We start from the raw sequence: 13,226 nt of genomic DNA on the forward strand, positions 1-13,226 counted from the left end.
CATGGTTCTATAGAACCGTCCTGACATACTCGACGCCGGCCGGCTCCAGGGGCGGGGGCATCCACCACATCAGTTCAAAAGCCGCTCATTCGCGGAGCTTTCGTAATTGGTGGTGGACAGGAAGCGGGGCGTTCACTGCCGACCGTCCGGGCCGCGTTAGCAAGAAAGTTGAGAAGGTTCGACGTCAGGCCCGTCCCCTCCGCCACTCAACCCCCATTGCGAACCAGTGGCACCGCCCTGACGGGCAGGATTTTGCTGCGTTATTAATGGGATTTAAAGTGATTAATCGAACCCCATAGACGCGCCGCTACCGGCTTTGTTTCAGCGATCTGTCGGTGCTCGCCGAAGGGAGCGAACGCTCGGGGTTCACTCTTTTCGGAACGCTGGATAGACCCGGATGGAAACGCGAAAAGGGACGGTATGACGCGCGCATTCGTTTTTCCCGGACAGGGAGCTCAATCAATCGGCATGGGGCGTGACCTCGCGCTCGCCTATCCCGCCGCCATGCAGGTTTTCGAGGCCGTGGACGACGCGTTGGGCGAGGCGCTCTCGACCACCATCTGGCAGGGCGACGCCGACGAGCTGACACTGACCCGCAACGCACAGCCCGCGTTGATGGCCGCTTCGCTCGCCGCGCTCCGCGCTCTGGAGGCCGAAGGGCTCGACGTGGCGCGGGACGCGGCTTTCGTCGCGGGGCACTCGCTGGGCGAGTACAGCGCGCTTGTCGCCGCGGGCGCGCTCGCCCTCGGCGACGCGGCCCGGTTGCTCCGGACGCGCGGCGAGGCGATGCAGAGCGCGGTCCCGGTCGGCGAGGGCGCGATGGCGGCGCTGCTCGGCCTCGATTTCGAAGCTGCCCAAGCCGTCGCCGAGGCGGCGGCCGAGGGTCAGGTCTGCGAGGCGGCGAACGACAACGATCCCGGTCAGGTCGTCGTCTCGGGTCACAAGGACGCCGTGGAGCGTGCCACCCGGATCGCGAAGGAGCGCGGCGCGAAGCGTGCCATGCTCCTGCCCGTCTCGGCCCCCTTCCACTGCCGCCTGATGGCGCCCGCCGCCGACAGGATGGCGGAGGCGCTCGCCGAGGTCGCGATCGCCGATCCGGCCGTCCCCCTCATAGCCAACGTCACCGCCGCCCCGGTCCGCACCGCCGACGACATTCGCCGCCTTCTCGTCGCGCAGGTCACGGGTTCGGTCCGCTGGCGCGAAAGCGTCGAGCGGATGGCGCGGGACGGCGTGACCGGGATCTGGGAGATTGGCGCAGGCAAGGCGCTGTCCGGCATGGTCCGGCGCATCGACAAAACACTCGACACGCGCGCTGTCGGCACACCGGAACAGGTGGCCGAGGCCATCCAGTCGCTCCAGGAAAGGCCTGAAGATGTTTGACCTCCGCGGAAAAAGCGCCCTCGTGACGGGCGCATCGGGCGGCATCGGCGCCGCCATCGCCCGCGCGCTTCACGCGCAGGGCGCCGCGGTCGGTCTGTCGGGCACACGGGAGGAGCCGTTGAACGCGCTCGCCGGGGAACTTGGCGACCGCGCGCATGTCCTGCCCTGCAACCTTTCGGACGCCGACGCGGTGAACGCCCTGCCGAAACAGGCCGCGGAGGCGATGGGCGGGGTCGATATCCTCGTCAACAACGCGGGCATCACCCGCGACAACCTCCTGATGCGGATGTCCGGGGCGGAATGGGAGGAGGTGCTCAACGTCAACCTCACCTCCGCCTTCCGCCTGTCGAAGGGCGTGATGCGCGGGATGATGAAGGCCCGCTGGGGCCGCATCGTCAACATCTCCTCCATCGTCGGCGCGACCGGCAATCCGGGTCAGGCGAACTATGCCGCCTCCAAGGCCGGGATGGTCGGCCTGGCGAAGTCGTTGGCCTACGAGGTGGCGAGCCGCAACATCACGGTGAACACCGTCGCACCCGGTTTCATCGCCACGTCGATGACCGACAAGCTTTCCGACGAGCAGAAGGCCAAGATCGACGCGCAGATCCCTGCGGGCCGCATGGGCGAGGCCGCGGAGATCGCCGCCGCCGTGGTCTATCTCGCCAGCGAGGAGGCCGCCTACGTCACCGGCGCGACGATCCACGTGAACGGTGGAATGGCGATGCTCTGACCGCCCCTCCGGACGTGCCGGCGTGCCTCCTTGCGGCGCCGCCGACCGCCCCGGAAACGGACCGTTGCAAAGGCCCCGACAAATAAGTTGCCATCCCTTGCGCCCGTGATATAGGCGGCGCACATTCTCCGGGGGGGCCGCTTGCGGCACCTCTGTCCGACTGTTTCGGACGGCCCGGCATGGGGCCTGCGACATGCCAGAAGACGCCCCGCGCGGGCCACGAGATGAGGTAGAACATGAGCGACAACATCGAGGAGCGCGTCCGCAAGAAGGTCGTCGAGCATCTGGGAGTCGAAGAGGAGAAGGTGACCGAGAACGCCTCCTTCATCGACGATCTGGGCGCCGACTCGCTCGACACCGTCGAGCTTGTGATGGCCTTCGAGGAGGAGTTCGGGATCGAGATCCCCGACGACGCCGCCGAGTCGATCCAGACCTTCGGCGACGCCGTGACCTTCATCAAGGCCAACACCTGATCCGCGAGCCGCGATGCCGCGACGTTTCCGGTTTCGAGGGCGCCCCGCGGGGCGCCTTTTCGTTTTCTCCCTCCTTGCCGCGAGGGCCGACGCGATGCCCCTGACCGCCCATCCCCCTTTCCGCGCGGATCGCGCGTGAGCGTCGGTATCTTCGATTCCGGCCTCGGCGGCCTGACGGTCTGGGATGCCGTCGCCCGCCGCCTGCCCGAGCTCGCGGTCGCCTATTACGGCGACAACGCCCATGCGCCCTATGGCGTGCGTTCCGCCGACGACATATACGCCCTGACCCGGCGCGCGGTCCACAACATGTGGGACGGCGGCTGCGACCTCGTCGTTCTGGCCTGCAACACCGCCTCGGCCGCCGCGCTGCGCCGGTTGCAGGAAGCGGGCGTGCCGCCCGGCAGGCGCGTGCTGGGTGTCTTCGTCCCGTTGATCGAGGCGCTGAGCGAGCGCGACTGGGGTGACAATTCCCCGCCGCGCGAGGTGGCTGTAAGCCAGGTCGCGCTTTTCGCCACGCCGGCCACCGTCGCCTCCCGCGCCTTTCAGCGCGAGCTCGCCTTTCGCGCCATCGGCGTCGATGTGGAGGCGCAGGCTTGCGGCGGTCTCGTCGACGCGATCGAGGAGGGCGACATGATCCTTGCGGACGCCCTCGTGCAGAGCCATGTCGACGCGCTCCGACGCAAGATGCCCGATCCCCAGGCGGCGATTCTCGGCTGCACGCATTACCCCCTGGTCGCGGACGCCTTCCGTGCCGCGCTTGGCGACAACGTGACCGTGTTCAGCCAGGCGGACATTGTCGCCGAGAGCCTCGCCGATTACCTTGCCCGCAGGCCCGAGATGGCGCGGGGCGGGACCGGGCGGATGCTCACCACCGGCGACCCGGCGCGCGTCTCGGCCCGCGCGACGCAGTTCCTGCGTCGCCCCGTGACGTTCGAGGCCGCCTGAGGACACGCCATGCGCTCACTGAAGAAGACCCGTCGCATCCAGGTCATCGCGATCGCCGCGGTCGCGCTGGCGGGATCCACGGCACTCATGGGCTACGCGTTCCGCGACGGCATCAACTTCTTCCGCTCGCCCAGCCAGGTGGCCGAGGCGCCGCCGCCGCCGACCGAGGTGTTCCGCATCGGCGGGCTTGTCGAGGACGGCACGCTGATCCGGGGCGAAGGCACGGAAGTGAGGTTCCGTGTCACCGACGGCGGCGCATCGATCCCCGTTACCTTCGACGGCATCCTCCCCGACCTGTTCGGCGAGGGCGAAGGCATGGTCGGCACTGGCCGTTATGTGAACGCCACTTTCGAAGCATCCGAGATCCTTGCCCGCCACGACGAGACCTACATGCCGAAGGAGGTCATCGAGGCGTTGCAGGAGCAGGGGACCTACCGCGCGCCGGACAGCTGACGCGGGGGCCGCACCGGCGTGCCCCCACCGGGCGGCGGGCCGGACGGAAGCGCCGCGCCGGCCAAACCGTTAACGCATCTTCACGATAGTTGCTCTTGCGCCATACTCGCCACACAACCTTTGCAGGCGTCAGGATGACGTAGCAGGCATTTGCGTCACGCTGCATTACGATCCTCCCAGGGAATGCCGGACGCATCCAGCGTGCGGCTGACTGTCGGGAGGATCCTTGGAATGAACCGTTTCGCCCTTGCCGCGATCACCGCCATGACCGGCACCGTGTCGGCGGAGGCCGGCGGTCTCGACCGGTCGATGCAGAACATCATCGCGCTGTTCGACCCTTCGAACACGCTGAGCTTCTCCCTGACGCATGTGAACCCCGACCTGCCGGCGGAAGATATCGGCGGCACCGGCACCTACAGCGTCGCGGGAAGCTACACCGACTACCAGTTCAGCTACGCCAACCGCATCAACGAACGCGTGAGCTTCGCCATCATCGGCGACCAGCCGTTCGGCTCGGACATCTTCTACAACGCCGAACCGGGGGCTTCGAACATCGGCGGCACCCGCGCCGACATCGAGTCGGATGCGCTGAGCTTTCTTGGCCGCTACGAGTTCACCGACCGGATGAGCGTTTTCGGCGGCCTCCGCGCGCAACGGGTGGACGCCCGGATCTCGCTCAACGGACAGGCCTATGCCAACGCCCTCGCCCTGGGCGGCGTGGCCGCGGGGGCAGGCGTCGATGCGACGACGCTGGCCGCCGCGATCACCTCCGGTCCGAACCAGGTCGCGGCGATCACCGCGCTCGGCGGCGGCGATTTCGCCCGGGGTCAGGCAGCCGCCGCGGAGCTCGGGGGGCAGGTGCAATCCGTGGCCACCGGCTTCGTCGCGCAGGGCGGGTACGATCTCGACCTCGAGGACGACTGGGCCCTCGGCTACACCCTCGGCGCGGCCTACGAAATCCCCGAGATCGCGCTGCGCCTTGCCGTGACATACCATTCCGAGGTCACCCACGACAACGGCGCCCGCGAGATCCTTCCGCTGCCCGGCTTCGGCACCTTCGACAACGAGGTCAATTTCGCCAGCCCGCAATCGGTCAATATCGACTTCCAGACCGGCCTGAACGCGCGCACGCTGCTCCTTGCCGGCCTGCGCTGGACGGATTGGGACGACTTCAGCGTCATCCCGAAGGAGCTCGGCGTCAACCTCGCGGAGATCGAGGACAGCTATCGCTGGACCGTCGGCGTCGCCCGACGGTTCACCGACGCGTTCGTGGGCCTCGCCTCGATCACCTACGAGGAGGATCAGGGCCTCGACACCGTGTCTCCGCTCGGGCCCTATGACGGGCAGATCGGCCTGTCGCTCGGCGCCCGCTACACGCGGGACCGGTTCAACCTGTCGGGCGGCGTGAACTACACCTGGGTCGGATCGGCCGATGCAGGCGTCGCCGGCCAGCCCGTCACCGCCTTCCGCGACAGCTCCGCCCTCGGCGTCGGACTGAACGTCGATTACCGCTTCTGACCCCGCCCTGCCGGCGGTTGCGCAGCTTTCGGGTGGTCCGCGATCCCCGCGGGGAATAAGCGGGCGGCATGAGCACACGCGACATGCCGAACCGCGCCTGGGCCGAGCTGGCCCTTCTCGGCTGCATCTGGGGCGGCAGCTTCCTGTCCGTCCGCATCGCCCTCGACGAGATCCCCGTGGTCACGTCGGTGGGCTACCGCGTCGCGCTCGCCGCGTTCGTGTTGTGGCTCTACGTCGCGCTGCGCCGTCTGCCGGTCCCGCGGGAGCCGCGCGTCTGGGGCGCGCTTCTCGTCATGGGGCTGCTCAACAACGTCGTCCCGTTCTCGCTCATGGCCCGGGGGCAGCTTCACATCGCCACCGGCCTGACCTCCATCCTGAACGCCGGCACCTCGGTTTTCGGCATCCTGGTCGCGGCGATCTTCCTTGCGGACGAACGCCTGACGCTGCGCCGCGCGATCGGCGTGGCCCTCGGCTTCCTCGGCGTCGCCACGGCGATCGGCCTCGACGACCTCACCCGCTTCGACCCCCGCTCGCTCGCGCAGCTCGCCGTTGTGGGCGGCACGATCAGTTACGCGCTGGCCGGCGTCTGGGCACGCACCCGGCTCGGGGGGCTCGCCCCGCAGGTCGCCGCGGCGGGGATGCTGACGGGCTCGACCCTCGTGATGGTGCCGGCCGCGCTCTGGATCGACGGCCCGGTCGTGCCCGGGGCGCCGGACACGATCGCCGCGATCGGCTACTACGCCGTCATCGCCACGGCGCTGGCCTATCTGCTGTATTTCCGCGTCCTCAAGATGGCCGGCAGCGGCAACACCGCGCTCTGCACCCTGCTCGTCGCGCCGGTCGCGATCCTGCTCGGCGCCTGGGTGCGGCACGAGACGCTGGCCCCCGCGACCTATGCGGGCTTCGCGCTGCTCGCGCTCGGGCTGGCCGTGCTGGACGGACGCGTGTTGCGCCCGCTCCGGCGTCCGGCTAGCCGGACGCCATGATCTACCGCACGCCCCAGGACTGGCTTTCGGCCCCCGATCAACGGGTGACGTTCTTCGGCATGTCGGGCCTCGGCAAGACGCATCTGGCGCGGCTCCTGCGCGACGCGGGCGGATGGTTCCACTACTCCGTCGATTACCGCATCGGCACGGCCTATCTGGGCGAGCACATCGCCGACAACCTCAAGCGTCACGCGATGCAGGTGCCGCTGCTCGCCGACCTCCTGCGCTCCGACTCGATCTATATCGCCTCCAACATCACCTTCGGGAACCTCGCGCCGCTCTCGACCTATCTCGGCAAGCCCGGCGACCCGGCGAAGGGCGGTCTGGCCGTCGAGGAGTACCGGCGGCGGCAGGCGCTGCACCGGCAGGCCGAGATCGACGCCCTCCTCGACACGCCCGCCTTTATCGAGCGCGCGCGGGAAATCTACGGCTACGACCGCTTCGTCTGCGACACCGGCGGTTCGATCTGCGAGGTGGTGGATCCGTCCGACCCGCGGGACGAGGTGCTGACCGCGCTCGCGGGGTCCACCCTGCTCTGCTGGATCGAAGGCGACGAGACGCATGCGGAGACGCTCAAGGCCCGCTTCGACCGGGCGCCGAAACCGATGTACTACCGTCCCGGGATCCTCGACGCGCTCTGGGCGGAACATGGCGGGGCGACGACCGACCCGGACGCCTTCGCCCGCCTGGGCTACGCCGCCCTGATCGACGCGCGCCAGCCGCGCTACGCCGCGATGGCCGCGAACTGGGGCGTGACCGTCCGTGCGCGGGACGCGGCCACGGCACGCGACGCCGCGGACGTGACGGCGCTCGTCGCCGACGCCATTGGCAAGGCCGCGCGCAGGGCCTAACTGAGCCGTCCCACCGAGCGGAGACCGTCCTCATGCCCATCACCCTGCCCCGCGATCTGCCCGCCTTCGACGTGCTGGGTCGGGAGGGCGTGATGGTCATGTCCGAGGCGGACGCGTTCCGCCAGGACATCCGCCCGATCCGCATCGGCCTGCTGAACCTGATGCCGCTCAAGATCACCACGGAGACCCAGTTCGCCCGGCTGATCGGGGCGACGCCGCTGCAGATCGACCTGACGCTGATCCGCATGACCGAGCATCAGTCCAGGCACACCGCGCCCGAGCACATGGAGACGTTCTACAGGTCGTTCCAGGATGTGAAGGACGAGCGCTTCGACGGGCTTCTCATCACCGGCTCCCCGATCGAGCATCTCGACTTCGCCGAGGTGACCTACTGGGACGAGCTGCGCGAGGTGATGGACTGGACGCAGACCAACGTGCATTCGACCTTCGGCGTCTGCTGGGGCGGAATGGCGATGGCCTGGCACTTTCACGGGGTTCGCAAGCACATCCTGCCCGCCAAGGCCTTCGGCTGCTTCCGCGTCCGGAACGAGGATCCGGCCTCGCCCTATCTGCGCGGCTTCTCCGACGATTGCGTCATCCCCGTCTCCCGCTGGACCGAGGTCCGGCGCGACGAGGTGGAGGCGGCGGGGATGCGCGTCCTTCTCGGCTCCGACGAAACCGGGCCCTGCCTGATCGAGGACCGGGCGCACCGCGCGCTGCACATCTTCAACCACTTCGAATACGACAGCGACACGCTGCACCGGGAATACCGGCGCGACGTGGCGCAGGGCACGCCGATCAACGTGCCGGGGAACTACTACCCGGCCGACGATCCGAACCGGCCGCCGCAGAACCGCTGGCGCAGCCACGCGCATCTGCTCTACGGCAACTGGATCAACCAGATCTACCAGACCACGCCGTTCGACGTGAACCGGATCGGCAGCCAGGAACTGATCCCGGGGCGGACCCCGACGCCCTGTCGCTGACGGCGCCCGCCGTTGACGGGAAACCGGCCCCGGTATCTGCTCGGCCCCGAGGAGGAGGTTCCATGACCAAGCCGTTCGACGCCGCGATCACCCGCTTCTTCGAGGAGGAGGCGCCCGCCGACATTCGCCGGGCCATCGAGACCGCGAAGAAGAAGGACATCCTGACCGCGCCGTTCCCCTACGACGACTGGATGGACAAGGACACCTACGAGGATGCGCTCGAGGCGCTCCAGATCGAGCTGGTCCGCGCGCAGGCCCATATCCGCGATGCCGGCCTGCGCGTCGCCGTCGTCTTCGAGGGGCGCGACGCCGCCGGCAAGGGCGGCACGATCAAGCGCTTCCGCGAGAACCTGAACCCCCGCATCGTCCGCACCGTCGCGCTCGGCAAACCGACGGAGCGGGAGGCCGGCGAATGGTATTTCCAGCGCTACGTGACGCAGCTGCCGTCGGCGGGTGAAATGGTCCTGTTCGACCGCTCCTGGTACAACCGTGCCGTGGTGGAGCACGTGTTCGGCTTCTGCACGCCCGACCAGCGCGCCGCCTTCTTCGCGCATGTGCCCGATTTCGAGTGGATGCTCGTCGAGGACGGGATCGTCCTCGTGAAGCTGTGGCTAAATGTCGGACGCGCCGAGCAGCTGCGCCGCTTCCTCGCGCGGGAGGACGACCCGCTCAAGCAATGGAAGCTGTCGAAGATCGACGTGCAGGGTCTCGCCCGGTGGGACGCCTATACCGACGCCATCTCGGAGACGTTCGCGCGCACCCATACCGACGTCGCGCCCTGGACGCTGGTCCGCTCCGACGACAAGCGTCGCGCCCGGCTCGACGCGATCCGCGTGACGCTGCGCCGGATCGGCTATCCCGACCGCAACGAGGCCGCGCTCTCGGTCGACGACCGGATCGCGGGCGGGCCGGAGCTCTGGCTCGAGGGGGCCTGACGGATCCCATGCCGAAGCGCGGCTACCACCACGGAAACCTGAAGCAGGCGCTGGTCGAAGCGGCGCTGGAGCTCATCACCGAGAAGGGTCCGACCGGCTTCACCCTGTCGGAGGCCGCGAAATCCGCGGGCGTGACCCCGGCTGCCGTCTACCGGCACTTCCAGGGGCGTGAGGACCTGATCATCGAATGCGCGCTGCAGGGCCACGCGATCTTCGCCGACCTGATGGACTACGCCTACGAATCGGGTCAGCCCTCCGCGCTCGCGGCCTTTTCGGCGACGGGGCGCGCCTATCTCGCCTTCGCCCGAAAGTATCCCGGACATTACATGGCGATGTTCGAGAGCGGGCTCAGCCGGCACGCGACGCCCGACCTCGCCCGCGCGGTCGCCCGGTCGCGCGGCACGCTGGAAAAGGCCGCCGAGGCGCTGTCGGAGCACATCCCCGAGAACCGCCGCCCGCCCGCCTCGATGTTCTCGAGCCATGTCTGGGCGATGAGTCACGGGGTCGTGGAGCTGTTCGCGCGCGGCAATCCGGGTGGCAACGTCCCGTTCCCGCCCGAGGATCTGCTGGAAGCGGGGATCGGGATCTACTTGCGCGGGCTGGGCCTCGTGGCGCCCGACGCGTGACCGCGGCCCCCCGGTTCGGGGCATCGGTTATCGGATAGCACGGCGCCTGCGTCCGCTGCGAAACCGATGCCCCCGCCCCGACATTGCCTGTCGCGCCGCTCGGCCTCTACGCCCGGATCGAGCCGGACAAGGCGGCGCGCAGGGGGATTCGCCTCTGCCGCGCGGCTCCGGCGCCCGCCCCGCGCGGCACAGCGAAACCCCAAGACAGACCGGCACGATGCCGGCGATCCGGAGAAACCCCATGCGACTGACCCTCATCCTTGCCACGACCGCCCTCCTCTCGGCCTGCGCCTCGGGCGGCTACAACGGTGGCTATGGCGGCGGCTATGGCGGCGGCTACGGCCGCTTCGTCGACAGCGACATGGAGCGCGGCCTCGTCGGCGCGGCGATCGGCTACGGCGCGGCAAAGGCCATCGACGGCAACGGCGACCGCGGCGCGATCCTGGGCGGGCTCGCCGGCGTGTTCTGCGACGATGCGGGGGTCTGCGGCCCGACCCGCTGAGCCGGTCGGCGCCCGGCCGGCCGACGGCGGGGCGCCGCTCCGGTCAGGCCAGCGTCGCGAGAAGGCGCGCCCAGCTGCGGGTCCCCTTGCGGAAGCTTTCGGTGTCGTACTTCTCGTTGGGCGAATGGATCTGGTCGTCGCTCTTCGCGAAGCCCGCGAGCAGCGATTCCATGCCGAGGATCAACTGGAAATAGCCCGCGATCGGGATCGACCCGCCCGCACCGACAAAGGCGGCCTCCACCCCCCATTCCTCGGTCAGCGCCGCCTTCGCCGCCGCGAAGACGGGCGCATCGACGGACATGCCCGAGGCCGGGGCGGCCCCGTGTTCCTGAAAGACCACCTCGCAATCGGCGGGCACCTGCCCGCGCACCCAAGCGCGGAACGCGTCCCGCAGGGCGCGCGGGTCCTGCCCCTTCACCAGCCGGAAGCTCACCTTGGCATGCGCCTCCGCCGGCAGCACGGTCTTGAAGCCGCGGCCGGTATAGCCCGACCAGACCCCGTTGATCTCCGCCGTAGGCCGCGACCAGAGCATCTCGAGCCCGGTCCGCCCCGTCTCGCCCGCCGGGATCGACAATCCGACCTCGCCCAGAAACGCCTCCGCCGAGAAGTCGAGCGCCGCCCAGTCGCGCAGCACCTCCTCCGGCGGCTCTTCGATGCCGTCGTAGAAGCCCGGCACCTGCACGCGGCCGTCCGCGTCGTGAAGACCGCCGAGAACCTGCGTGAGCACGCGCGCGGGGTTCCGGGCGAGCCCGCCGTAGCCGCCCGAATGAAGGTCGCGGTCCGGGCCGCGCACCGTGATCTCCTCCCCCAGCAATCCGCGCAGCGAGGTCACGATCGCGGGGACGCGGCTGTCGTGCAGCCCGGTGTCGCAGATCAGCGCGACCTCGGCTGCAAGCTCCTCCCGGTTGGCCTCGAGGAACGGCACGAGCGAGGGCGATCCCGATTCCTCCTCCCCCTCGAGCAGGACCGTGATGCGGCAGGGCAGCGCGCCCGTCTCCTCCACCCAGGCGCGACAGGCCTCGAGGAAGGTCATGAGCTGGCCCTTGTCGTCGGAGGCGCCGCGCGCGCGGATCACGTCGCCCGCCGGCGTCGCCTCCACGGCCGGATCGAACGGGTCGCGCGTCCAGTGGTCGAGCGGATCGACCGGCTGCACGTCGTAATGGCCGTAGAACAGCACGTGCCGCGCCCCCGTGCCGCCATGCGCGACGACCATAGGATGCCCCGGCGTCGACCGGACCCCGGCGTCGAAGCCGAGCCCGCGCAGCTCCTCCGCGAGCCAGTCGGCGGCGGCCCGGCAATCGCCGGCATGGACCGGATCGGTCGAGATGGAGGGGATGCGAAGGAGCGCCTTGAGGCGGTCGAGGGCGCGGTCCTGCCCGGCATCGATCCGGTCGAGGATCGCGGAAAGGGAGGGTGTGTCGGACATGGGGTCGGTCTCCGGTCGGAACGATCCTTGCCTGCGCGTTCCGGCCGGCCGAGTCCAGTGCCGCCGCTTGTCCGGCGAAGACGCAAGAAACGCCCCCGCGCGACCAATTGATGACTGTCACAGGCGGACTTTATTTCCTAGATAAACGTGACCGAGCGGGAAAGGCGACCGGATGACGGATTACACGGCGGCATTGGACCGGGCGATCGACACGTTGCATGCGGAAGGGCGCTACCGCACCTTTATCGACATCGAGCGCCGCCGCGGCCAGTATCCCCGCGCCGTCTGGACCCGACCCGACGGCTCCGCGTCCGAGATCACCGTCTGGTGCGGCAACGACTACATGGGGATGGGGCAGCATCCCGCCGTCCTGTCGGCGATGCACGAGGCGCTCGAGGCGACCGGCGCCGGCTCGGGCGGCACGCGCAACATCTCGGGCACGACGATCTACCACAAGCGGCTGGAGGCGGAGCTCGCGGATCTGCACCGCAAGGAGGCGGCGCTCGTCTTCACCTCGGCCTATATCGCCAACGACGCGACGCTCTCGACCCTGCCCAAGCTCTTTCCCGGGCTCATCATCTATTCCGACGCGCTGAACCACGCCTCCATGATCGAGGGCGTGCGCCGCAACGGCGGGGCCAAGCGCATCTTCCGGCACAACGATGTCGCGCATCTGCGCGAGCTGCTCGAAGCCGACGATCCGGCGGCGCCGAAGCTCATCGCCTTCGAGTCGATCTATTCGATGGACGGCGATTTCGGCCCGATCGAGGCGATCTGCGACCTGGCCGAGGAGTTCGGCGCGCTGACCTATATCGACGAGGTCCATGCCGTGGGCATGTACGGCCCCCGCGGCGCCGGCGTGGCGGAGCGCGACGGCCTGATGCACCGGCTCGACATCATCAACGGCACTTTGGCCAAGGCCTACGGCGTGATGGGCGGCTACGTCGCGGCCTCCGCCCGGATGTGCGACGCGATCCGCTCCTACGCGCCGGGCTTCATCTTCACGACCTCGCTGCCGCCCTCCATCGCCGCCGGTGCCGCCGCCTCGGTCGCCCATCTCAAGCGCGACACGGAGCTTCGGGCCCTGCACCGCGAGCGGGCGGACGTGCTCAAGCTGCGTCTCCGCGGGCTTGGCCTGCCGATCATCGACCATGGCAGCCACATCGTCCCCGTCCATGTCGGCGATCCGGTGAAGTGCAAGATGATCTCCGACCGGCTGCTGGCCGATCACGGCGTCTACGTGCAGCCGATCAATTTCCCGACCGTTCCGCGCGGGACCGAGCGGCTGCGTTTCACCCCTTCCCCCGTCCACACCCCCGGCATGATCGACGCGCTGGTGCGTGCGATGGACGACCTGTGGTCGCATTGCGCGCTCAATCGCGCGCAGGCGGCCGGCTAAGTCAGCACGTGCATCG

14 protein-coding genes are annotated in these 13,226 nt (G+C 69.1%); 13 read left to right on the forward strand and 1 reads right to left on the reverse strand.

Translation table 11 applies throughout. The features are described from left to right. The first annotated feature begins 420 nt into the window (after positions 1-420). The 12 genes from fabD (at position 421) to Q1B08_RS17830 (ending at position 10,385) form a co-directional block, all read left to right on the forward strand. Positions 421-1,380, forward strand: a complete 960-nt coding sequence (gene fabD / locus Q1B08_RS17775) for an ACP S-malonyltransferase (protein WP_299821836.1) — start codon at positions 421-423, stop codon at positions 1,378-1,380. Further along, on the forward strand, positions 1,373-2,110 hold the full coding sequence (gene fabG, locus Q1B08_RS17780; protein WP_299821838.1) for a 3-oxoacyl-[acyl-carrier-protein] reductase: 738 nt from the start codon (positions 1,373-1,375) through the stop codon (positions 2,108-2,110). Before fabD ends, fabG begins: the two co-directional genes overlap by 8 nt. Before the next feature lie 236 nt (positions 2,111-2,346). Beyond that, positions 2,347-2,583, forward strand: coding sequence for an acyl carrier protein (locus Q1B08_RS17785; protein ID WP_299651760.1), 237 nt, complete (start codon positions 2,347-2,349; stop codon positions 2,581-2,583). A gap of 135 nt (positions 2,584-2,718) precedes the next feature. Continuing rightward, positions 2,719-3,528: an aspartate/glutamate racemase family protein gene (locus Q1B08_RS17790; RefSeq protein WP_299821840.1), complete on the forward strand. Its 810-nt coding sequence runs from the start codon at positions 2,719-2,721 to the stop codon at positions 3,526-3,528. 9 nt (positions 3,529-3,537) lie between these two features. Beyond that, positions 3,538-3,981 carry a cytochrome c maturation protein CcmE gene (gene ccmE, locus Q1B08_RS17795; RefSeq protein WP_299821842.1) on the forward strand — a complete coding sequence of 148 codons (444 nt, stop codon included), beginning with the start codon at positions 3,538-3,540 and terminating at the stop codon, positions 3,979-3,981. Between the two features lie 231 nt (positions 3,982-4,212). Continuing rightward, a complete protein-coding gene (locus Q1B08_RS17800; protein WP_299821844.1) occupies positions 4,213-5,499 on the forward strand; it encodes an outer membrane protein transport protein in 1,287 nt (428 codons plus the stop codon). Between the two features lie 68 nt (positions 5,500-5,567). After that, positions 5,568-6,485, forward strand: a complete 918-nt coding sequence (locus Q1B08_RS17805) for a DMT family transporter (RefSeq protein ID WP_299821846.1) — start codon at positions 5,568-5,570, stop codon at positions 6,483-6,485. After that, complete coding sequence (locus tag Q1B08_RS17810; protein WP_299821848.1) at positions 6,482-7,336, forward strand: ATPase; 855 nt, start codon at positions 6,482-6,484, stop codon at positions 7,334-7,336. Before Q1B08_RS17805 ends, Q1B08_RS17810 begins: the two co-directional genes overlap by 4 nt. A gap of 32 nt (positions 7,337-7,368) precedes the next feature. Further along, complete coding sequence (gene metA, locus Q1B08_RS17815) at positions 7,369-8,322, forward strand: homoserine O-succinyltransferase (RefSeq protein WP_299821850.1); 954 nt, start codon at positions 7,369-7,371, stop codon at positions 8,320-8,322. Positions 8,323-8,384: 62 nt separating this feature from the next. After that, entirely contained in the window at positions 8,385-9,257 is an 873-nt protein-coding gene (ppk2, locus tag Q1B08_RS17820; RefSeq protein ID WP_299821852.1) for a polyphosphate kinase 2, read from the forward strand. Positions 9,258-9,265: 8 nt separating this feature from the next. After that, a complete protein-coding gene (locus Q1B08_RS17825) occupies positions 9,266-9,883 on the forward strand; it encodes a TetR/AcrR family transcriptional regulator (protein WP_299821854.1) in 618 nt (205 codons plus the stop codon). Between the two features lie 241 nt (positions 9,884-10,124). Continuing rightward, a complete protein-coding gene (locus tag Q1B08_RS17830) occupies positions 10,125-10,385 on the forward strand; it encodes a hypothetical protein (protein WP_299821856.1) in 261 nt (86 codons plus the stop codon). Between the two features lie 43 nt (positions 10,386-10,428). Here the strand turns inward: Q1B08_RS17830 and Q1B08_RS17835 are convergent, their stop codons facing one another. Beyond that, positions 10,429-11,811, reverse strand: coding sequence for a M20/M25/M40 family metallo-hydrolase (locus tag Q1B08_RS17835; RefSeq protein WP_299821858.1), 1,383 nt, complete (start codon positions 11,809-11,811; stop codon positions 10,429-10,431). 172 nt (positions 11,812-11,983) lie between these two features. Here Q1B08_RS17835 and hemA point away from each other — a divergent pair, with 172 nt between their 5' ends. Then, positions 11,984-13,210: a 5-aminolevulinate synthase gene (hemA, locus tag Q1B08_RS17840; protein ID WP_299821860.1), complete on the forward strand. Its 1,227-nt coding sequence runs from the start codon at positions 11,984-11,986 to the stop codon at positions 13,208-13,210. Positions 13,211-13,226: the final 16 nt, after the last annotated feature.

Source organism: uncultured Jannaschia sp., assembly GCF_947494025.1.
Classification (GTDB): Bacteria; Pseudomonadota; Alphaproteobacteria; order Rhodobacterales; family Rhodobacteraceae; genus Jannaschia.

What these genes read in the sequence shown, in the direction of transcription:
- fabD (WP_299821836.1), top strand. Translation starts at nt 421, where the DNA reads ATGACGCGCGCATTCGTTTTTCCCGGACAGGGAGCTCAATCAATCGGC.
- Q1B08_RS17805 (WP_299821846.1), top strand. Translation starts at nt 5,568, where the DNA reads ATGAGCACACGCGACATGCCGAACCGCGCCTGGGCCGAGCTGGCCCTT.
- Q1B08_RS17825 (WP_299821854.1), top strand. Translation starts at nt 9,266, where the DNA reads ATGCCGAAGCGCGGCTACCACCACGGAAACCTGAAGCAGGCGCTGGTC.
- Q1B08_RS17800 (WP_299821844.1), top strand. Translation starts at nt 4,213, where the DNA reads ATGAACCGTTTCGCCCTTGCCGCGATCACCGCCATGACCGGCACCGTG.
- ccmE (WP_299821842.1), top strand. Translation starts at nt 3,538, where the DNA reads ATGCGCTCACTGAAGAAGACCCGTCGCATCCAGGTCATCGCGATCGCC.
- hemA (WP_299821860.1), top strand. Translation starts at nt 11,984, where the DNA reads ATGACGGATTACACGGCGGCATTGGACCGGGCGATCGACACGTTGCAT.
- Q1B08_RS17785 (WP_299651760.1), top strand. Translation starts at nt 2,347, where the DNA reads ATGAGCGACAACATCGAGGAGCGCGTCCGCAAGAAGGTCGTCGAGCAT.
- Q1B08_RS17830 (WP_299821856.1), top strand. Translation starts at nt 10,125, where the DNA reads ATGCGACTGACCCTCATCCTTGCCACGACCGCCCTCCTCTCGGCCTGC.
- ppk2 (WP_299821852.1), top strand. Translation starts at nt 8,385, where the DNA reads ATGACCAAGCCGTTCGACGCCGCGATCACCCGCTTCTTCGAGGAGGAG.
- fabG (WP_299821838.1), top strand. Translation starts at nt 1,373, where the DNA reads ATGTTTGACCTCCGCGGAAAAAGCGCCCTCGTGACGGGCGCATCGGGC.
- Q1B08_RS17810 (WP_299821848.1), top strand. Translation starts at nt 6,482, where the DNA reads ATGATCTACCGCACGCCCCAGGACTGGCTTTCGGCCCCCGATCAACGG.
- metA (WP_299821850.1), top strand. Translation starts at nt 7,369, where the DNA reads ATGCCCATCACCCTGCCCCGCGATCTGCCCGCCTTCGACGTGCTGGGT.
- Q1B08_RS17835 (WP_299821858.1), bottom strand. Translation starts at nt 11,811, where the DNA reads ATGTCCGACACACCCTCCCTTTCCGCGATCCTCGACCGGATCGATGCC.